Origin of the sequence: Prevotella illustrans (genome assembly GCF_017426725.1) — a bacterium.
GTDB lineage: Bacteria > Bacteroidota > Bacteroidia > Bacteroidales > Bacteroidaceae > Prevotella > Prevotella illustrans.
Genome location: NZ_JAERMS010000014.1, coordinates 19,280 through 40,611, shown reverse-complemented (window position 1 = coordinate 40,611; position 21,332 = coordinate 19,280). Strand labels below are relative to the sequence as shown.

Below are 21,332 nucleotides of genomic sequence, written 5' to 3'. Positions count from 1 at the left end.
ATGCCTATATTTGCAGTGTACTATCAGGTTACTAACATTTAGGAGGACACAACTATGAAACAGAAGAAATCATTATTGCCCCAAATCCTACAGGATTTCACGCGGGAGAGAAAGGATGACGACACCGAATTCTACATTCTTGAAACAGATGTATGGTTCAATTAAAGTACGGTTCATTTTGAAGATAAAATAAATGAAAACCCTTTTGAGGCTCGGCTGCGACGACAGTCGGGCCTCTTTTCATATACGGCCGTTTTGCAAAAGTATATAGGCTCACCTGACAATTTGTGGGAGGACAAGTCTGCAAATGATCAAATCATATAGAACTGTCAACCGTTTATGGGAGAGCGACAGGCGTACCGGTGAGAAAGTCTGCGGCTTCATCACTTGTCAGCCCATCCTGACTCCCTGATTTTGTTAGAAAAAATCGCATTATTTTAACACTTCCGCAACACGTCATCCAGCTATCGGCATGGCGAAAAAGGCCTTCGGTTTGCCGATTTTTATGCTCTTTTATGCTCAAAGCTATGCTTTTATCGGCTCAAAGCATAGCGATTAGCTCGTCAAAGCATAGCTTTTAGTGGGTGAAAGAGCCGCGATTACGGCCTAAAAGCATAGCTATTAAAGGCAAAAAAGCGAAGGGAAAGCTCCCTGAAAAGCGCAATTCGTTGATAACCAGCGATTTATAAACTCGCTCAAAAATCGCTTATTTTCGCCCGTCTCTTTTCTTTTTCAGAATAATGCCACTTTTTGGAGGGTGGATGTAAAAATAATTCAGGGATAAAGACATAAGGACATGTCTTTTTATGCTGTTTTTAAAGACATAAAGACATATTCTTCTCATGTGCTTTTTGACATAAAGACAGAAAGACATTATTTTTCTTATGTTGTTTTTAAGGACATAAAGACATAAAAACATATTTTTTTAGCCGCGGGGAACAAAGACATAAGGGCCGCAAGCGGCCAAGAAAGACATAAAGCTAAGTGGGAAGTGGGAAATGAGAAATGAGTGCTGTTTTCCTTTGAAATATATAAAATACCTAAAAATAGTTATTGTCAGTCTCCATTAAAATAACGACCTTTGCAGCCGAATTTTACGGAATAAACTTATTCGCTTTATGATAAACGCTTTTAGTTTATGACAATCGGGACGACCCGAAAGCCCCGATGATAAAAGAAGCCATATAAGTTTAAAACTTTTTTATATGCATTATAAGATCAAAATGATGCCTCTGCTTCTGTCACTGACACCATTGGGAACGTATGCCCAGACGCAGCAAGGCACACAAAGCAAAGCTACAAGCGCCATGACCGATTCGGTGCACAGGATAACGGAGGTCGTCGTACGTTCCAATCAAATGCTGGGTAGCAAGTTCGAGGCACGCAACCGCACGGGTTCGGCTTATTACATCTCTCCGGAAGAAATCGGGAAGTTCGGTTATACCGACATCAACCGCATGCTCAAGAGCGTTCCGGGCGTGAACGTTTACGAAGAAGACGGCTTCGGATTGCGCCCGAACATCAGTTTGCGCGGTACGAAAGCCGAGCGAAGCGAGCGCATCTCGCTGATGGAAGACGGCGTACTTGCCGCCCCCGCGCCTTACGCCGCTCCGGCTGCTTATTATTTCCCGAACGCCGGGCGCATGTATGCCATCGAAGTGTTGAAGGGCAGCAGCCAGGTGCAATACGGACCGTTCACCACCGGTGGTGCCGTCAACATGGTGTCGACACCCATTCCTTCAAAGTTCAGCGCCAAGCTGAACACCTCTTACGGCAGCTACAACACCTTCAAGTCGTATGCCAGTATTGGCAACCGATTGAAGCATGTAGGCTTCTTAGTGGAGTATCTGCGTTATCAGTCGGACGGTTTCCGCAAGGACGAGCCCGACGAGCGCACGGGATTCAAGCGCAACGACCTGATTGCCAAAGTCTCGGCACAGACCAATAAGGATGAAGGACTCAACCATTTGTTGGAACTGAAGTTCGGATTTGCCAACGAGACGTCCGACGAGACCTACTTAGGACTGTCGGAAAGCGATTTCGCCGCGCGTCCTTATTTCCGCTACGCGGGTGCCCAAAAGGACAATCTAAAGACTCATCACACCCAATGGGTGGCCACGTATCTGATAGAGTCGGGTAATAAACTGAAGATAACCACAAATTTATATTACAACTATTTCTTCCGCAACTGGTACAAGCTGAATGAGGTGAGGGCCGGTTTCACCAAACCCGAACGCCGCTCCATCGACGCCGTGCTGGCCGACCCGGAAACCAACCGTGACTATTTCGACATCGTAACGGGCAAGAAGGACTACGTGGGCGAGGCGCTGATGCTGCGTGCCAACCACCGTGTGTACCGCTCACGCGGCGTACAGTCGAAGGGCGAATACCGCACCATGCTGGGTGGCGGCTATCTCACGGCGGAGCTGGGACTGCGCTACCACGCCGACAGCGAGGACCGTTTTCAGCAAGACGACAGCTATTCGATGCAGGGCGGACGCATGAGTCTGTTTCTGACGGGGCTGCCCGGAAGCAACGCCAACCGCATTACTACGGCCCATGCTTGGTCGGGCTACTGGCTTGGAAAATGGTCGAAGGGCATTCTGACGCTCACGGCGGGCATGCGCTATGAAGATGTAGACTTGCTGAAGCGCGACTACACCAAGGCCGATCCTCGCCGCACGGGCATGGTACGCGTAGAAACGCCCAATCATGTACGCGCCCTCCTACCGGGACTGGGATTCAACGTGAAGGTGCTGCCCGTCCTTTCGGCATTCGGCGGCATTCACAAGGGCTTCGCTCCGCCTAGCGCCTCGCTCAACCAAAAGGCCGAAAGCAGCGTGAACGTAGAGGCCGGACTGCGGCTGACGACACAGACGCTGAAATGTGAGGCCATCGTTTTCAACAACAACTACGCCAATATGCTGGGAAGCGACTTGGCAGCGCAGGGCGGACAAGGCACGCTCGACCAGTTTAACGTGGGCAAGGCTTTGGTAAACGGACTGGAACTGCTATTCCACTGGCTGCCGCTTCCCAAGACCTTTGCCGTGCAAATGCCCCTTCAACTCTCCTATACCTACACCCATACGAAGATGAAGAACGATTTTGAAAGCGCGGCATGGGGGCATGTGATCTATGGCGACGAGATTCCCTATATCTACAAGCACGCCTTTAACGCGCAGATAGGCATAGAGCACAAGTGGGTGGAAGCCAACTTCGGAGCCCGCTACAACGGCGACATGCGCACACTGCCGGGACAAGGCAAGATAGCCGAGCGCGAGAAGATTCCGGCCCATCTGATTATGGACGCCTCTCTGAAAGCGCATGTCAACAAGTATATCACGTTGACGGTGAATGCTATCAACCTGGCCAACAAGAAGTATCTGGTGTCCCGCCATCCCTCGGGACTGAGGGCCGGTCATCCTTTCGGCATTTACGGCGGCGTGCTGTTGCGCCTCTGACGCAAGGCAAGACATACTCGAAAAACAAGTAGAATCATCATTATAGAAAAGAATGTACAAACAGATAAATATCAAGAAAGCGCTATCGACGCTCCTGTCGCTGTTCATGGTTCTCACGGTGACGGCACAGACGGCCGGAACCGTGACGGGAACGATACGCAACGAACAGGGCGAAGCGCTCATCGGCGCATACGTGCAGGTGGTGGAAACCAAGGTGAAAGCCGTGACCGACGTAGACGGACATTTCACCATCAAGGCCACGGCAGGCCAAACCTTGCAGGCAAGTTACATCGGCATGCTCACCCTGCGGGTGAAAATAGGCAACCGCCCTTTGAACATCGTACTGAAAGACGACAGCCGGCAGGTGGACGAAGTCGTGGTGACGGGTTATCAGAACATCCGCAACAGAGTCTATACCGGCGCGGCCACGTCGGTGAAGATGGATGACATCAAACTCGAAGGTATTGCCGACGTGTCGCGAATGCTCGAAGGACGTGTGCCCGGTCTGTCGATACAGAATGTCTCGGGCACGTTCGGATCGGCGCCCCGCATCAATATCCGAGGCGGCGCCTCCATCATCGGCAACGTGCAACCGCTGTGGGTCATCGACGGCGCGGTGTATGAAGATCTCGTACACCTGAGCCTTGACCAGCTGGCTTCGGGCGACGCGGTGACGCTCGTCAGCTCGGCCGTGTCGGGACTCAACCCCGCCGACATCCAGGACATACAGGTTTTGAAAGACGCTTCGGCCACGTCGGTGTACGGCGCGCGAGCCCTGAACGGCGTCATCGTTGTCACTACGAAGTCCGGAAGAAGGGAGTCTCCCCTGCGGGTGACCTACTCCACGGAGAACACCGTGCGCCTGAAACCGCGCTACGGCGACTTCGACCTGCTCAATTCGCAGGAAACCATGTCGCTCTACCAAGAGATGAACGACAAGGGTTACTTCGGTATCGGCAACTCGCTCTACGGCAGACGCAGCGGAATCTATTACCAATTATATAAAGGAGTGAGCACCATCAATCCCGCTACAGGCACCTACTATCTGCCCAATACGCCGGAGGCGAGGGCCGACTTCCTGCGCAAGCGCGAGTACGCCAACACCGATTGGTTCGACCTTCTCTTTACAATGAAACCCATCACCAATCACATGATAACGCTTTCGGGCGGCGGCAAGCATACGGCCACCTATGCCTCGATCGGCTTTTATCACGACAGCGGATGGACCGTCGCCGACAAAGTAAGCCGGCTCACGGCCAACATGAAGAACACCTTTTATATAAACGACAAGTTCACGGCCACGCTCTCGGCACAGGGCAACGTGCGTTCGCAGAATGCGCCGGGCACATTGCCGCAGCGCAAGAACAACACCTTAGGCGTATTCGAACGTGATTTCGACATCAATCCTTTCTCCTACGCACTCGGAACAAGCCGTACCCTGCGCCCCTATAACGAAGACGGAAGCCTTGAATACTACCGTAACAACTGGGCGCCATTCAATATCTTCAACGAATATGCCAACAACAAGATGAACATCGATGTGCTGGATTTCAAGATACAAGGTGAAGCCACGTACAGACTGAATGACGACATCGCGCTCAAAGCCTTGCTCTCCACACGCCAGGCCTACACGAGTACGACTCACGAAGTGAGAGAAGGCTCCAATATTGTGCAGGCTTTCCGCGCCAACGAGAATCCTTTTGTCGCCCAACAGAATATCTATCTTGTACACGACAAGGATAATCCGCTGCTTCAACCCAAAGTGGGACTGACGCATGGAGGCCTCTTGAACAAGACCGAAGCTTCATTGAAAAGTCTCTTGGCACGCATCGCTTTCGATTTCGACAAGCGCATGGGACAGCACGATTTGAAGGCTTTCGCTTTCACGGAGGTACGTTCGGCCGAGCGCACGGTCAATCCTTTCCAAGGCTATGGCATTCAATATGATCGGGGAAATCAGGTGTATACCAATCCACTGATATTCGAAAAGCTCGCGAACGAGGGCACCAATTACTTCAATTACCATAAGCGCAACGACCGAGGCGTCACCTTCTCGGTGAACGGAACCTATGGCTATGCGGGCAGATATGTATTCAACGCGATATTCAACTGCGAGGGATCTAACACTTCAGGCAAAGGAGCGCGCGCGTTGTGGCTGCCCACATGGAACGTGGGGGCTAAGTGGAATATCGACCGAGAGGCTTTTATGAAGAACTATCCAACCATCTCCCGATTGGCCCTGCGTGCCAGTTACGGTCTCACGGCCAAGATGAATGAAGAGGCCATCAATGCCAATTCTATTTATAAAAGCGGCATTGTGAACCGTCATTATTTCAACGACCGCGAAAACAAACTCGATATCCTGCACTTGGAAAACAGAGACCTGACGTGGGAAAAGATGTACGAGCTGAACATCGGTTTAGAACTCGGATTGTTCAACAATCGCATCAGTACGACGCTTGACGTATACCAACGTAACACGTTCGACTTGATAGACCTCGTGCGCACCTCGGGTGTGGGCGGTCAATACTATAAATATGCCAACTTCGGCGACATGCGGACACGCGGCATCGAGCTGGGTGTGCACACTAAAAACATCGTAACGGATCGTTTTAACTGGACGACAAGTCTCACACTGAGTGCTATGGATCAGGAGATTACACGTCTGCTGAACACGCCCAACGCCTTTGACATGGTGGCGGGAAGAGGCCGTGGCAACATCGTGGGCTATCCGCGAGGCTCGCTCTTCTCATTCAATTTCCAAGGATTGAGTAACAACGGCCTGCCCACGTTTAACTTCGGACGCTATCCGGGCAGCCAAGGTGAACTGTCAAACATAGCCGGCGCCGACTTCCTCGATACACAATATGCCAAATCATATCTGCTGTATCATGGCCCCATCGAACCACGCGTCATCGGTGGTTTGTCGAATACACTGAAATACAAGGGCTGGGAACTCTCGTTCTTCCTGACCATGCAGGCGGGCAATAAGATACGATTGAACCCCACGTTCGACCCGGAGTTCGGCGACCTGAACGTCTTCTCCAAATCCTATTACAACCGTTGGCTCAATCCGGGCGATGAATACAAGACCGACGTACCGGTGCTTCCTTCGCAGGAACTGATAGAAAAGGTAGGTAAAGAGAACATCGAACGTGCCTACAACACCTACAACTACTCGCAACAGATGGTAGCGGACGGAAGTTTTGTACGCATGAAGAACATCTCGTTAGGCTACGACGTGCCCGACAACTTCCTGAAGAAAGTAAGAATACACTCCATGAATCTGCGTCTGAACGTCACCAATCCTTTCCTGATTTATTCGGACAAGAAGCTCAAAGGACAGGATCCGGAGTATTATAAATCAGGAGGAGTATCACTGCCTACCCCAAAACAGTATACAGTAACGTTGAACATTGGTTTCTAACAAGAATAAATATGAAAGTAAATATATCCTTATTATTGTTTGCGGTCGCCGCTTTTCTATTCGTCGGCTGTAACGATTACCTTGACAAGAGCCCTGATTCGGAACTGGATGTCGATATCGATTCCGAGGAAAAGATAGCCGAACTGCTTACAGGAGCCTATCCCGAGGCAAGCTATATCCCGTTTCTGGAACCTCGCACCGACAACGTTGAGGAACGTGTCAACGGCATACACTCACGGCTAAACGAAGCCATGTTCTTTTGGGAAGACTACGATCAGGAAGATCTTGATACGCCGTTGAACTACTGGAACGCCTGTTACAAAGGCATCGCGCAGGCCAACAAGGCGTTGGAACTGCTAAGCCGTTATCCCAAGAACGAACGCGTGAAAGCCTTGTACGGAGAGGCGTTCCTGCTAAGGGCCTACCTGCATTTCATGTTGGTCAACATTTGGTCGGAACCTTACGGCGGAAAAGCGACCGATCCGGGTATCCCCTACATCACGAAACCTGAGAAACATGCCTTGGTTGACTACCAGCGGGGCACGGTACAGGAAGTCTACGATAAGATTGAAAAGGACTTGAAGTTAGGTATTTCTTTAGTTTCGGACACGTATTACAAACATCCCAAGTTCCATTTCAACAAGAAAGCGGCCTATGCTTTCGCCTCTCGCTTCTATCTGATGAAAGGCGATTGGAAATCGGTCATAGCCTATGCGGACTACGTTTTAGGCGGTGATCCGAAGACACAGCTCCGTTCGTGGAAACGATACGCCGAAGAGTTGGAGTTTAATCACAAGAGTCTTTATCGCCGATATGCCACCGCGACCGAACCCGCCAACCTGCTTCTGACGACCACAGAGTCGCGTTTAGCTCGCACAACGCCCATCGAAAAGTACGGTTCCACATTCGGAACGGTAGACAAAATCTTTGCTCAAAAAGGCATAGAGGGCGGACGCAACTATGAAAAAATGAACTTCATCGGCACCTATATCTTCACATCTTCAGCCGCTCCCGTCACTACAGGCCGCTATTTGGCCAAGTTCGACGAGCTTTCCAACGCGGAGAGTACGGGCTCCAAACCCCGCGGTCTCTACGTGACAAACGTACTTTTCACGGTAGACGAGGTGCTCCTGAACCGAATGGAAGCACATGCCATGTTGAGAAACTACAACCGAGCTATCGATGATTTCCTACAATACATGCAAGGAAAGTTCGGTTTCATCCCCTCGGTGGAAAGGTTTGTGTACACTTCTACAAACAGTGCGAACTACAATATCTACACACCTTTTTACGGACTGACGCTGAAACAACTGGCCTTAGTGAAGCTATTCCTTGATTTCCGACAGAAAGAGTTCTATCAGGAAGGTCTCCGATGGTTCGACATCCGACGTTTCCATCTGGGTGTTAAGCGCTCGTCGAAGAGCTCCTATTACTTCCCGCTGGAGAAAGAAGATCCCCGCAAGGTGCTCCAAATACCGGCCGAGGCCATACAGAGAGGTCTTGCCGCCAACCCTCGGGAGCGCAACGAGCCCATCAGATAAATTCTCATGAATCCTCAAACAGACAAAATGAAGTAATCAAATGAAACTGAAAAAGATATACCTTGCCTTCCTCATGCCCCTCATCCTCATGGGATGCAGCGAAGAAAAGCTAAGCGACAGGAGCGTGATCGACGATGGCAAAAAGCAGATAGAGACCACTGAGCTGGATAAGTGGATACTCGACAACATCACAAAACCCTACGGTATCGAAGTAATCTATCGCTGGGAAAAGAACGCCGGTTCGACAGGCACGTTCATCTATCCGCCCAAATTAGAGAACGTACGTGCCGTACTCGAAGCCGTTAAAGAGCTGGGACTGGAAACCTATCGGCTGAAAGAAGTCGGAGGCAATGACTTTCTGCTCGGTCGCCTGCCCATTAAACTCTATCTCTATGGTGGCGGCAACCCCGATGAAAACGGCGTAGAGCGTCTCTACAATCCCCGACTGACGGCGGCGGAGATGTGTCTCTACAACGTGAACGACTTCAAACCGAGCGACGCCGACAAACTGTTCGTGCTCATGCGTAGCGTCCATCACCAGCTGGCCAAGCGTCTTATGGAACTCATTCCCTACGACCGCGACAAGTTTCTCACCATCAGCGGCCACCGCTACACGGGTTCCACCGAGCAGATTGCCGCACCGTTGGGCTACGCCCGCACAGGAAAAGAGAAGTTCGGACTGGATGCCTACGCCAACAAACGAGGCTTTTACACGATGCTCTCGTTCCTTTCGGCCGAAGACGACTTTGCCGAAATCATCAGCGCAACGCTTACTGCCACGCCCAAAGAACTGTACGATGCCTCTGTTACGGCCCAAACACCCGACACGGACATCGACCCCGAGGTAAACCAACGCTATGCCAAAGAGGCCGAACAAGCCTATAAGGAGTTTACGGAAAAGCAAACTTTCGTCGACGAATATGTACAGAAAAGCTGGCACATCAACCTCAAACAGATGCAGGTGGTCAGTGTTCGCAGAATCTATTCTTACGTAAAACAGCATTGAAAATGAACTATAGAAATCTATTCCGATACGGCTTCGTGCTCGCCGTCGCATTATTGACGGCCTGCTCGTCCGACGACGACGCATTCGACAAGTCCCCTTCACAGCGCAGCAGCGAAAGCATTACTGCCCTGAAAGACGAACTCGTAAGTGCTTCTCACGGCTGGCGCGTCCTCTATTTCCCCAAAACCGACTCACTGTTGTTCTCCAATCCGTCGGAACTCATATCCCAAAACGGATTCAGAGGACGCTACGGCTACGGCGGCGACTGCTTCACCATGAAGTTCAATGCCGATAATACCGTGGAGATGCGGGCCGACTTTACCGACCAAACGACGACGGAAGCGCAGAAAAGCGAGTATCTTGTCAGTCGCAACAGCTACACACAGTTGAGTTTTATCACCTATAATTATCTGCACAGGCTCGTAAACGACCGCTTTGCCGGTGCTTCAGACTTCCTCTATATGGGCAAAAACGAAGACGGAGATCTGGTGTTTCGCACCGCCGCCTATCTACAACCGGCCCGCGAATACATTGTGTTCACTAAACTGAAAAGTGCCGAAGAAACAACCGCTACCGTACGGAAAGCCTACAAAAACCGGGATTTCTTTGAACAGATGATCAATCCGCAACTGCTCATTCACCGTGGAGGGCGCACCTATTTCCGCAGCGACATCTACGTCAAACGCAATGTGGAAACCAATCAGGCCTTACTAAAAGAAATCAAGGAGAAGCGATATTATCTTTTCCTTTTTACGCAAAAAAAGAATCCTATACCCGATTACCCCGCGAAGGAAATGACCGGTTTGGGTTCGGGTTACAGCGGAACGGAACACGGAATCACCTTCAGAGCCGGCCTGCGCTACGACAGCAACATGATATTCTTCGACTTCCAGCGTGAAGGCAATCGTTTTGTGGCCGAACTGGTGTCGGTCTACGACCCGCTGCTGCGCCACACCCGCCTCGTCAGCAAACACCTGCATCCTGAAGGCGAACCCACGGGACTGAAGGCAGAGATTTACGACGCGCCCGTGGAATAACACCACACAGGACGCAACGAACCGTTTAGAATAAAGAAATAAAAGACAATGAATATGAAACTAAGCAAATATGCCGTTCTCTTCGTGGCCCTGCTGGCCGTGGGTTGCTCCCGTAACAGCGAGGACTATATCGACGAAGACTACGAAAAACTATTCCCGTTTCCCGGTATCGAGAAGCCGAAAATCTCGTATGAAGACCAAGTCGTGCAGCTGGGAGACCCCGACGCGCCCGTTTCAGACTATGTTTATCCGGGCGTAGAGATTACCGAGAACGTGAGAACTTATAAGGTAACACTCACCTGTTCGTTCAAGGAAGTGAACATCGAGGGCAGCCTCGTGCCGGCAAAGGATATAGAGTCGCGCTACGTCATCCGCTATATCGACACCGAAAAGCAGCTGCGCACGATTACCAGCAACAAGAACGACGAAACGGCTCATGCCTTTCTCAACAACGCAAAGGATTATACGCTCACCTTCACGGCCAAGTCGGGCTACCCCATGTACCTTTGTGTCAATGGTGTAGGACCGCAGAACTCGTCGGTAAAGGCCACCATTTCGGCCGTTTCCGAAGACGGATTCACCATCGTGAAGCCCCTGAGCGCGAATGAATTTCAGAACGAGGAAGGGCTTGACAAGATCAAAGCACCCTTCTGCGCTTATATTATTCTCCCTTAACAGATATAAAATGAGAACGAAAACTTTAATTTATATAGCACTGATCTTGCTTCCCACGGGCCTCACTTCATGCAGCCAGTGGGAAGGAGAGACCGTGGAGTCCGCCTACATAGAGCCGCAGATTCCCGACCCCAGCTATCGGTTCAAGCGCAACGGCAGCAACAGCGTAGACTATTTAGAATGCAGTCTGCTGCGCGATCCGCTCGACTATATCTACAATAGCTATCTCAAAATCGCTTCGATCATGTATCCGGCCAACATGACCAAGGTGCAGGATTATTTCAACAACGGCGAGTTCGGCCTGAAACCACGGGAAGAACTGGCCGCCTCATCCTTGCACAAGGCCGACAGGACACGCGTTCTGAAGGATGTAGAGGATATTTTCACGACGACGGGCGTGTTGAGCGGATTGTCGAAACCGAGTCCCGGAACCCACCGCAACCATAGGGCTAAGCCCGGGGAAGGCGGCTATGTGGGCCTGAATATCGGTGATGTCAACATTGCCTTCGCCGATGAGAAAGGACTGGTGGTGGCCGAACTGTTCAACGGCATCGTGTGGGGAGGTATCTATTTAGACAAGATTCTCAACGTACACCTCAACGACAGCCTCTACAACGACAGCCGATTGCGCCGCGAACACGAGCGTACCGCACTGCTACCCGGCCGCAATTACACCGAACTTGAGCACCATTGGGATCTGGCTTACGGCTATTACCAGTATTGGCTTCCGTTCGTTCAGGCCGGCGGCTTGTCTGTTTTGCGCAAAAGTCGTATCGACATCTACAACGCTTTCGCACGAGGACGGCTGGCCCTTACCGAGTTTCGTTACGAAGAGGTTATAACACAACTGCAACTGATCAGAGCCGAACTGTCGAAAGTGGCGGCCGCAAGAGCCATGAACCTGCTGGTGAGCGACATCACGTTGAGCAATCTCGACGAAGAACAACAAAACGCGCTGGTGTTTCTGTCGCAAGGATGCGGCGCGCTCTATGGTTTGCAATTCACCTTGCAGGCTTCGGGCAAGCCACACCTGTCCTACGACGAAGTAAAGTCGTACATCGACCAGCTGACCACAGGCAACGGACTTTGGGATAAGCAACGGTTACTCGCTCCGGAGTCGGCCACAGGCTCTCTCAGAAACGTGGCGGCAGCCATCGGCAAACGCTATGGGCTGACACTCGACGACATTAAACGTTCCAATCAATAAACATCACACAGTATGACACATAGAATCTATTTCACGATATTATTGTTGCTGCTTCCCTTCGTGGGCAAAGCGCAACTGAATCAAGAGCTGTTGCCTAACGGTGGATTTGAGGAATACGCCAAACCCGCTGCTCCTCCGTCGAACGATGATGAAGAAGAGGGCGAGGAGGAGGAAGAAAACCCCGAAGCCTTTGACCCCTATCAGAAACCGCTTTATTGGTATATCAACTCGTCATTAGGCTTTTCGAGAGTGAAAGATGCCCACGGCGGTGTATTCGCCCTGAAGCTATACCCCAACGGCGGCTCATTCTATTCGCGCGACAATGACTTCAACACGAATCATATCCTGATCAACGCGGACGGAGAATACCGGCTCACCTATTGGTATAAGGGGCAAGCCAAGAACCCTAACATCGTTGTAACGGTAGACTGGTATAAAGGTTACAAGACGATAAGGAAAGAAACGCGCGATAACGACAAGGCTTCGGGGTTCTCCAACACATGGCAACAGAAGACCATCACGTTCAAAGCGCCCTCCGGAGTTGACAGAGCGGGCATTGGTTTCTACCTCGAATATGATTACAAGTCGGCGGAATCAGACGGCTACATCCTCATCGACGACATCTCGTTCGTACAAACCAAAGAGGGAAAACCGACGGTAACGCTCGAAGCGCCATCCAATGTCGTGGTCAGACCGCAGCAACGCGAAATGGAATTATCATGGAATGCCATCACCGAAAAGGATGCCGGCTACCGAATCATTATGAACGGTAAAGAGCTGGCTGTCACAAAAGCGACTTCATACGTTGCGGAACATCTTCAGCCGGGCACGGCCTACACGTTCAGCGTGCAGTCTGTCAAGGGTGCCGACACATCGAATCCTTCCAAACCGATTACCCAACAGACACAACGGATGAACATGGGCGTCGATGAAGAAGGGCGCATTCCCTACCTCTACACCATCCGCGAGGTTGGAACTTGCCCAAGAACGCTGCGCCTGTATTATCACGACTTGGCCGACCCCAACGCCAAAATCACTTACCGGATAGACGGTAAGCCCGTCACACCCACCGACGGCAACATCGTTTTCCCGGACAAAGGAATGCACTTTTTGCAAATAGAAATCGAGGAAACGCCCGACCGTAAATGGGAGATAGAATATAAATTGAATGTAGACTAACGATGAAAAGAATACTTTTTTACCTATTGCTGCTCTGTTGCGGCACCGCGTTTGTGGCCTGTAGCGACGACAATTCCGAAGCCAAAGATATCCAAGTGGGTGCCGACGACTTGAAGGAAGTGGCTCTGAACAAACTTTCCACCCGCACGATCATCCTGCGGGGAGGCACAGGAAAATATACCGCCAACGTGGCCGACTCGAAAATTGCCGGCGTAGCCATCAGTAAAGACACGCTGCGTATCAGCGGAATACTGGAGGGACAAACCTATGCCACCATCATTTCGGGAGACTTCAAGCGCCGCGTCGACATCAACGTCGTTGTGCCCGAACTGAGTATCAGCCAGTCCGAGATACGTCTTTTCCCGCGCGACGAAAGCAAGTTCGTCAGTCTGAACGGTGGCGGAGACTTCGCTGAGCTGCAAATAGAAGACCCTGATAAAATCATGAATGCCAAGTGGAACGCCAAGACAGGCATTCTCGAAATACAGGCCCACTACGAGGGAGAGGCAAAAATACGCGTCATCGCGCAGGACAAGAAGGAGAAGACTCTGAAGGTTGTCGTCCGCTGCGAAGGAACGGCCGACCGCGTGGGCGTCTACAGCACCACTTCGCGCAGTATTTATACCCACATGAACACCATCATGGCCGTGCGAAGACCCGGCATAGGCGTATGGTTCTGCAGCGGCGCACGCCCCTACACCGCCAAAAGAGTGCTGAAGATTACTCCCGCCGTCGTCAATCCCGTAGTCGGAAGCCATGTAAACGTGACGCTCTCCATGACCTATCCCGATGAGTTTTCTAACAGCGGACTGAAAGAAGGTCAATACAAACTATTCGTGGAAGAGGTTCGGGAACATGACGCCGTACTGCGCGGACAAGGCTTCAAACTTGTCATTCCCTACGAAAAGAAGTAAACTTCCGTACTTCGCGCTCAACAGACGGGACGCGAAGCACTCTCTTTTCGTTTTCATTCCATGCTTTTCAAATAACATACGTCTTTGTGTTCCTGTCTCAACCATAGCGGAACATAAACGAAAACCGGTGTGTAAAAGACAAAATATCATTCAAATTCTTTCCAATGTTTGAAGAATTGGAAAGAATTTGCATCTTTGCGATAAGAATCCAACCACTGACGTATGAGCATTATCGGGACTCCCCCAAGATTAAAGATGAAGAACTGATTGAAACTTTAATCGTTCCGCCAAGCGAAAATATCGCCGCGCTGGTAAACAAGATCAACGAAGAATACGAATACTGGGACACGGTAAAATACAAGAAATACCCAAAGGGATGTACGCCTCTAAAGCTGTGGACTTACGTCAAGGCGTCACGCCTCAGTAACAGGATGCGCGTTTGGGACAAATATGGCATAGTGCTCTCCGTCACCAACCAGATGCAACGGCTATGCCATGAGTTTGACATGAATTTCGGTGGCTCATGGGGAACCGGCGGTCTGCTACCCAACGAAAACAAAGAAAGATATTTGATCAGTTCGCTCATGGAAGAGGCGATATTCTCCAGCCAAATGGAAGGAGCCGCCACGACACGACAGGTGGCGAAGGAGATGTTGTACAAAAAAGCCAAGCCCAAAGACAAGTCGCAGCAGATGATAGCCAACAACTATCAAACCATTCAGTTTGTCGTTGAAAACCAAAACACGCCGTTATCCGCCGAATTGCTTCAACACGTTCACCATCTCATGACGGAAAATACCTTGGACGATCCGCGGGACGAAGGGCGTTTCCGCACTAACGACGATATTGTCGTAGAAAACGGAATCACCCATGAAGTTGTTCATCGCCCTCCGTCAAGTTCCGATATACCTACATTCGTAAAGGACTTGTGCCGTTTTTTCAACGAAGATACGCCATCGGAGTTTATCCACCCTATTATCAAAGGAATCATCATCCACTTCATGATGGCCTACATGCACCCGTTTACAGACGGTAATGGCCGAACAGCTCGCGCCCTGTTCTACTGGTATATGCTGAAACAAAACTATTGGCTGACAGAATATCTGTCCATATCACGTGTTATCGCCAAGTCGAAGAATTCGTACGAAAAATCTTTTTTATACGCGGAAGCGGACGGAAACGACATCGGTTATTTCGTTGCTTACAATCTGCGTGTGCTGAATCTTTCGTTCCAGCAGCTACAAAGCTATCTGAAAAGGAAACAAGAAGAAAAAAAGATTGCCAATACTTTCCTGCTACTGGGCGCCATCAATGAGCGGCAGGCGCAAATCGTCAAGATGTTTGCCGACAATCCCCGGGAAGTTCTCACGGTCAAGGACCTTCAAAATAAATTCTTTGTCAGTGCCACCACGGCAAAGAATGACATCATGGGCTTGGTACAACGTGGCCTTGTTGTCGAATTCGCGTTCAACAAAGTGAAGAAAGGTTATACCAGAAGTGAGCGTTTTGAAGAATCCGTCAAATCGCTTTTAAGATAAATGTTCTGAATTTTCTTAACAAACAGGCCGAAAAAAGTGCGCTTTTTCAGAAAAGAAAAGGAAGCGGACGAAAAAAACGGCAGGAAAATGAAGTTTGGGTTATCGGCTGATTATCAGGCAGTTAACAAGATTCAACGCGATAAACAGGGCCACATACTTCGCGATAGTTATGCTTTCAGGCTGCAAAAGGGCAGCTTTTGACCGCTAATAGCAGCCCTTTTAGAACGTGAAAGGACTGATATTGGCCGTTAAAAGCACTGTTTTCATGACCAAAAGACAGGAAAACGGGCAGGACGGGAACGAAAAAACGAACGGAAAGAAGGCAAAAAAGACGCATTCCTGTTCCGGATGAAGAAAAATCAGAGCCTGTTTTTTATGAGCGAAAATTGACAAAGCGAAAAACCTTTTCTCCAAATATCCACGCGGTTTCTACGCCTACGCGTTTGCGCCGGCAAGCCGGAAGCCGCGTCTATGCCCGTCGGAAGTCGGAAACTATCAAGCAGTTCCGGCACATTTGGTCCCGAACGGGTGCATAAAAATAACATTTTTTTTCAGAACAAATTTGGTAATTCCCAAAGAAACGTGTACTTTTGTAAAAGTACAGGTGGCAGCCGATCAGGGATTGTATACAATTTTACCATCCTGATATGACGTTAACCTTGGCTACACCCTATACATAACGGAGATTTACGATGGACTGTTGTCTTCATTGCCTGCACAGGCAACCAGAAGGCATACGTAATTAACTTAATGACAAGCTTTTTTATGAGTGCAGACAAACGGTTTTGGCGAACTGCGGCGATACTCGTGCCCATGTTGTGGGCAACAAATGTCGCGACGATGAGCCATGCGCAAGATGCAGTTACCGCATCGGGGTCCGGACAGCAAAAAACAAAGAGCGAACGGCGAACGGTGAGGGGACAAGTGAAAAACGAACAAGGTGAGCCTTTGATTGGCGTGACGGTCTATGACGGAAGCGGCAAGGCAAGCGGAGTGACCAACTTAGACGGAATGTATGAAATCAGCATTCCCAACACACGTGTCACCATCCGCTTTTCTTATGTCGGCATGGAGTCTGCCAGCCTCACCGTCGAGCCGGGAACGACCGATGTGACGCGTGATTTGTCGATGCGGTCGAACACGACCATCAAAGACGTGGTGGTGACGGGTATCTTCCGGAAAAACAAGAATGCCTTCACGGGATCGGTGTCAACCATCACCAACAAGGAACTGAAAGAGTTCGGCAACAAGAACCTGCTCACTTCCATCGCCAACATCGACCCCTCGTTCAACATGCTGGTGAACAACCAGTACGGCTCAGACCCCAACCATCTGCCCGACGTGCAGATTCGAGGCACCGCCAACCTACCTACCATCACCAACTTGCAGGACAATACGCGCACCGACCTCAACACGCCGCTCATCATCATGGACGGTTTTGAGATCAGCCTTACCCGCATGATGGACCTGAACGAAGACGAGGTAGAGTCGATCACGCTATTGAAAGACGGATCGGCCACCGCCATCTACGGTTCGCGCGGCGCCAATGGCGTGATCGTCATTCAGCGCAAAAGCCCCAAGGCCGGTCGTTTGCGGTTCACATACGCCGGAAGCCTCAACATCGAAGCTCCCGACCTGACCGACTATCACCTGCTCAACGCGGCCGATAAGCTGGAGCTGGAACGTCGCTCGGGCTATTTCGACAGTACCGACCCCACGCGCGACTTCCGACTGAAGCGCAGATACTCGGAACTGTTGCGTGAAGTGGCCCGTGGCGTAGACACCGACTGGCTGTCGAAACCGTTGCGCACGGGCGTGGGCCAACGCCACAATATCCGTCTGGAAGGTGGCGACGAGAGTTTCCGCTACGCGGCTTCGCTTCAATATAATAAGGTGGCGGGCGTGATGAAAGGCTCCCGGCGCGACAGCTTCAACGGCGGTATCACCCTCTCTTACCGCCATTCGGGCCTGCTCTTCACCAACGACCTCAACATCGGACACACCCGTTCGGACGAGTCGCCCTACGGTTCGTTCTCCGATTACACCAAGCTCAATCCCTACTGGAAGCCTTATGCCGACGACGGCAGTCTGATAAAGATGTTCGATACGAACGTAGACTTCTACGGCAGTTCGAGCAATCTCCCTTCCAACCCGCTCTACAACGCGCTGCTCAATCAGAAAAACAGCCAGCAGTATACCGACATCACGGACAACTTCTCTATCGAGTGGCGCCCGTTTGAAGGGTTCATCACCCGCGGACGGGTGGGCTTCACGTGGACAACCCGTGAGAGCGACAACTACAAACCCGCCAAGCACACGATGTTCGAGGCCGACGAATACCAGACCGATGAGGGCAGTCTGCGCAAAGGACGCTATCAGTATGGCACGGGCAAGGTCACCAATTACGAAATCGCGCTCACAGCGAGCTACTCCAAACTCTTAGCCGAGAAGCACCTGCTGTATGCCGCGGCCAACTGGAACGTCACGTCGAACTTCTCGCGCAACTACAATTTCATCGTCGAAGGCTTTACCGATGAGATGCTCGACTTCCCCTCCAACGCCCTGCAATACCAGAAAGGCGGTAAGCCGTCGGGCGGCGAGTCGCGTACCAGAGCCGTGGGATTCGTGGTCAACGCCAACTACTCTTACGACAACCGCTACTACACCGACCTGGCCTACCGTGTAGACGGATCGTCGCAGTTTGGCAAGAACCGTCGCTTCGCCCCCTTCTACTCCGCGGGCGTAGGCTGGAACGTGCACAACGAGACTTTCATGAAGGACGTGCGTTTCATCAACCGTCTGAAACTGCGGGCCTCCTACGGCCAGACCGGGTCGCAGAAGTTCAGCGCCTATCAGGCCGTGGCCACTTATAACTATTATCTCAACGACCGCTACAACCGGTGGACGGGCGCCTATCAGAAGGCTTTGGAAAATCCCGAACTCGAGTGGCAGAAGACCGACAAGTGGAATGCCGGCTTGGAACTGAACCTCTTCGGCAACCGTCTGAACCTTGTGGCAGACGTCTATCTCGACCGCACCTCCAACCTGTTGTCATCACTTAACCTACCCTTATCCAACGGATTCACGTCGTATGTCGAAAATATCGGCAAGGTAGAGAATAAAGGTTTCGAGATCAAGGCTACCGCCTTTGTGCTGCGCGACGAACAAAAGCGACTCTCATGGTCGTTCACGGGCTCCATCGCCCATAACCGGGACAAGGTGGTGAAGCTGTCGCAGGCAATGAAAGACGAGTATGCCAAGCGACTGCTCACGGGCGGTATTGCCCCCAACAGCGTAATACGCGAGGGTGAATCGCAATATACCATCTATGCTGTGCCCTCGTTGGGTATCGACCCCAGCACCGGTTATGAGCTCTACCGAAAGAAAAACGGCGAGGTAACTTATGCCTGGGACGCGTCCGACCGCGTTGCCTGCGGCGTGAGCCAGCCTAAATACCGTGGCATGCTGAGCAGCATGGTACGCTGGAAAGATTTCACGGCCAACGTGTCTTTCGGCTATCGCTTCGGCGGACAGATTTACAACTCGACGCTGGTGTCGCGCATCGAGAATGCCGACAAGCGCTACAACGTAGACGAAAGGGTGTTCAAGGACCGCTGGCAGAAGCCCGATGACCACACCTTCTTCAAGGGGTTGAACAACCAGTCGCCCACTTACTCCACCTCGCGCTTCGTCCAGAACGAGCGCACGCTGAGCTGCCAGAATATCCATCTCAGCTATATGTTCAACAACAATCCATGGCTCAAGCGCTACGTTGGCGTTCAGGCCCTTACGTTGAGCAGCGACCTGAGCGACCTCTTCTATCTCTCCAGCGTGAAACAGGAACGCGGACTCTCCTATCCCTACTCCCGCCGGTTCTCGTTCACCCTATCTGTTAATTTCTAACGTTCAAACTCCGAAACAATGAAATACGGCAAGAATATCATCGCAGCCCTGCTCATGATGGGCATAACGACGTCCTGCAACGACTTTCTCAACGTGCTTCCCTCTACCGAAAAGGAAAGCAACGAGATGTATAGTACCGTGGAAGGTTGCAGAAGCGTGTTGACGGGAAGTTACATCCGCATGAAGCAAAACAGCCTTTACGGGCAGGAACTCGTGTGCGGAAGCATTGAAAATCTGGCGCAGCACTGGACCTACACGTCGGGTTCGATAGGCGAATACCTGAACAAATACGACTTTAAGACCGACGTGGTGGAAACCGCGATGGAGAATAATTACAATAATCTCTATAAGGTTGTGGCCGACGTAAACGGTCTGCTGGCCGGTATCGAAAGCCATCGTGGCACTCTCGACGACCGCAACTACAATCTGTTGCGAGGCGAAGGGCTGGGACTGCGGGCCTTCTGCCACTTCGACGTACTGCGTCTTTTCGGGCCAATGCCCGGCAATGTGCCCGCGACAAAGATTCTTCCCTATGTCAAAGAGGTGAAGAACAAGCCCAACGCTTTTCTTACATACGCGGACTATACGGCCCTGCTCATGCAGGATCTGGACGACGCCGAAGCCTGTCTGGCCAAGGTAGACCCTATCCGTGAGAAATCGATAGAGGAGCTGAACCGCACATCTAGCACGACGGACGACTACTGGGGATTCCGCCAGATGCGTATGAACTATTATGCCGTCTGCGCGTTGAAAGCCCGTGTTTATTTGTGGCTGGGCAATAAGGAACAGGCCTTGAAATACGCCCAACAGGTGATAAACGCGAAGTCGCCCGACGGCAAAGCGATGTTCCGACTGGGCACACGCGACGACTGCGCCCGTGGAGACCGCACGTTCTCAAGCGAGCACATCTTCGACCTGAAAGCTAACAACCTGTCCGAATCCATCGGTTCGGGACGTACTTACCAGAAGCCGAAGAAAGAACTCACCGACCGTCTCTACGAAAGCGGCACGTCGGACATTCGCTTCGTCAACATGTGGGAAGAGGTGAGCATCAGCTATTACAATCGTCCTTTCTACTTCCTGAAGTACGTACAGACGGAGAAAATGCCCTCGCTGGCAAAGAACGTGATTCCTCTCATCCGCCTTTCCGAGATGTATCTCATCGCCATGGAATGCAGTCCGTTGGCCGAAGCCGAAACTTACTATAAGGCATTGTGTGCCGCACGTGACGTGACTCCGGCTGCAATGACCGGCGAAAGCGAGCGTGTTAAACTGCTGACGCAGGAATATCACAAGGAATTTTACGGCGAAGGCCAGGCTTTCTATGCCTGCAAACGAATGGCGATAACCGATAATCTGTGGACATCCGTGCCCGGTTCGGTTGAGACTTATGTAGTTCCTCTTCCGAAGAAAGAGGCTGTTTATGTAAACTAAAAAGTGGAGA

Annotated in this window: 12 protein-coding genes; all 12 read left to right on the top strand. The window is 51.1% G+C overall.

All coding sequences use genetic code 11. The annotated features are described in order from the left end of the window. Nucleotides 1-1,205: 1,205 nt before the first annotated feature. On the top strand, nucleotides 1,206-3,461 hold the full coding sequence (locus tag JHU38_RS06180; protein ID WP_107582040.1) for a TonB-dependent receptor family protein: 2,256 nt from the start codon (nucleotides 1,206-1,208) through the stop codon (nucleotides 3,459-3,461). 52 nt (nucleotides 3,462-3,513) lie between these two features. Next, nucleotides 3,514-6,888 carry a SusC/RagA family TonB-linked outer membrane protein gene (locus JHU38_RS06175; RefSeq protein WP_107582039.1) on the top strand — a complete coding sequence of 1,125 codons (3,375 nt, stop codon included), beginning with the start codon at nucleotides 3,514-3,516 and terminating at the stop codon, nucleotides 6,886-6,888. A gap of 11 nt (nucleotides 6,889-6,899) precedes the next feature. Further along, nucleotides 6,900-8,429, top strand: a complete 1,530-nt coding sequence (locus JHU38_RS06170) for a RagB/SusD family nutrient uptake outer membrane protein (protein WP_107582038.1) — start codon at nucleotides 6,900-6,902, stop codon at nucleotides 8,427-8,429. A gap of 40 nt (nucleotides 8,430-8,469) precedes the next feature. Then, nucleotides 8,470-9,435 (top strand): putative zinc-binding metallopeptidase, encoded by a 966-nt coding sequence (locus JHU38_RS06165; RefSeq protein WP_025881229.1) that lies wholly within the window; start codon nucleotides 8,470-8,472, stop codon nucleotides 9,433-9,435. 2 nt (nucleotides 9,436-9,437) lie between these two features. Continuing rightward, complete coding sequence (locus JHU38_RS06160; RefSeq protein ID WP_107582037.1) at nucleotides 9,438-10,472, top strand: DUF4302 domain-containing protein; 1,035 nt, start codon at nucleotides 9,438-9,440, stop codon at nucleotides 10,470-10,472. Between the two features lie 48 nt (nucleotides 10,473-10,520). After that, nucleotides 10,521-11,147 (top strand): hypothetical protein, encoded by a 627-nt coding sequence (locus JHU38_RS06155; protein ID WP_107582036.1) that lies wholly within the window; start codon nucleotides 10,521-10,523, stop codon nucleotides 11,145-11,147. A 10-nt stretch (nucleotides 11,148-11,157) separates the two neighbouring features. Beyond that, on the top strand, nucleotides 11,158-12,354 hold the full coding sequence (locus JHU38_RS06150) for a DUF4856 domain-containing protein (protein WP_107582035.1): 1,197 nt from the start codon (nucleotides 11,158-11,160) through the stop codon (nucleotides 12,352-12,354). Between the two features lie 12 nt (nucleotides 12,355-12,366). Continuing rightward, entirely contained in the window at nucleotides 12,367-13,533 is a 1,167-nt protein-coding gene (locus JHU38_RS06145; RefSeq protein ID WP_107582034.1) for a fibronectin type III domain-containing protein, read from the top strand. Between the two features lie 2 nt (nucleotides 13,534-13,535). Beyond that, nucleotides 13,536-14,447, top strand: a complete 912-nt coding sequence (locus JHU38_RS06140) for a hypothetical protein (protein WP_107582033.1) — start codon at nucleotides 13,536-13,538, stop codon at nucleotides 14,445-14,447. A gap of 185 nt (nucleotides 14,448-14,632) precedes the next feature. Continuing rightward, on the top strand, nucleotides 14,633-15,985 hold the full coding sequence (locus tag JHU38_RS06135; protein ID WP_317196012.1) for a Fic family protein: 1,353 nt from the start codon (nucleotides 14,633-14,635) through the stop codon (nucleotides 15,983-15,985). A 765-nt stretch (nucleotides 15,986-16,750) separates the two neighbouring features. Next, on the top strand, nucleotides 16,751-19,888 hold the full coding sequence (locus JHU38_RS06130) for a SusC/RagA family TonB-linked outer membrane protein (RefSeq protein ID WP_232369856.1): 3,138 nt from the start codon (nucleotides 16,751-16,753) through the stop codon (nucleotides 19,886-19,888). Nucleotides 19,889-19,906: 18 nt separating this feature from the next. After that, nucleotides 19,907-21,322, top strand: coding sequence for a RagB/SusD family nutrient uptake outer membrane protein (locus JHU38_RS06125; RefSeq protein ID WP_107582030.1), 1,416 nt, complete (start codon nucleotides 19,907-19,909; stop codon nucleotides 21,320-21,322). The last annotated feature ends 10 nt before the right edge of the window (nucleotides 21,323-21,332 follow it).

What these genes read in the sequence shown, in the direction of transcription:
- JHU38_RS06165 (WP_025881229.1), top strand. Translation starts at nt 8,470, where the DNA reads ATGAAACTGAAAAAGATATACCTTGCCTTCCTCATGCCCCTCATCCTC.
- JHU38_RS06125 (WP_107582030.1), top strand. Translation starts at nt 19,907, where the DNA reads ATGAAATACGGCAAGAATATCATCGCAGCCCTGCTCATGATGGGCATA.
- JHU38_RS06160 (WP_107582037.1), top strand. Translation starts at nt 9,438, where the DNA reads ATGAACTATAGAAATCTATTCCGATACGGCTTCGTGCTCGCCGTCGCA.
- JHU38_RS06175 (WP_107582039.1), top strand. Translation starts at nt 3,514, where the DNA reads ATGTACAAACAGATAAATATCAAGAAAGCGCTATCGACGCTCCTGTCG.
- JHU38_RS06130 (WP_232369856.1), top strand. Translation starts at nt 16,751, where the DNA reads ATGAGTGCAGACAAACGGTTTTGGCGAACTGCGGCGATACTCGTGCCC.
- JHU38_RS06145 (WP_107582034.1), top strand. Translation starts at nt 12,367, where the DNA reads ATGACACATAGAATCTATTTCACGATATTATTGTTGCTGCTTCCCTTC.
- JHU38_RS06140 (WP_107582033.1), top strand. Translation starts at nt 13,536, where the DNA reads ATGAAAAGAATACTTTTTTACCTATTGCTGCTCTGTTGCGGCACCGCG.
- JHU38_RS06150 (WP_107582035.1), top strand. Translation starts at nt 11,158, where the DNA reads ATGAGAACGAAAACTTTAATTTATATAGCACTGATCTTGCTTCCCACG.
- JHU38_RS06180 (WP_107582040.1), top strand. Translation starts at nt 1,206, where the DNA reads ATGCATTATAAGATCAAAATGATGCCTCTGCTTCTGTCACTGACACCA.
- JHU38_RS06170 (WP_107582038.1), top strand. Translation starts at nt 6,900, where the DNA reads ATGAAAGTAAATATATCCTTATTATTGTTTGCGGTCGCCGCTTTTCTA.
- JHU38_RS06155 (WP_107582036.1), top strand. Translation starts at nt 10,521, where the DNA reads ATGAATATGAAACTAAGCAAATATGCCGTTCTCTTCGTGGCCCTGCTG.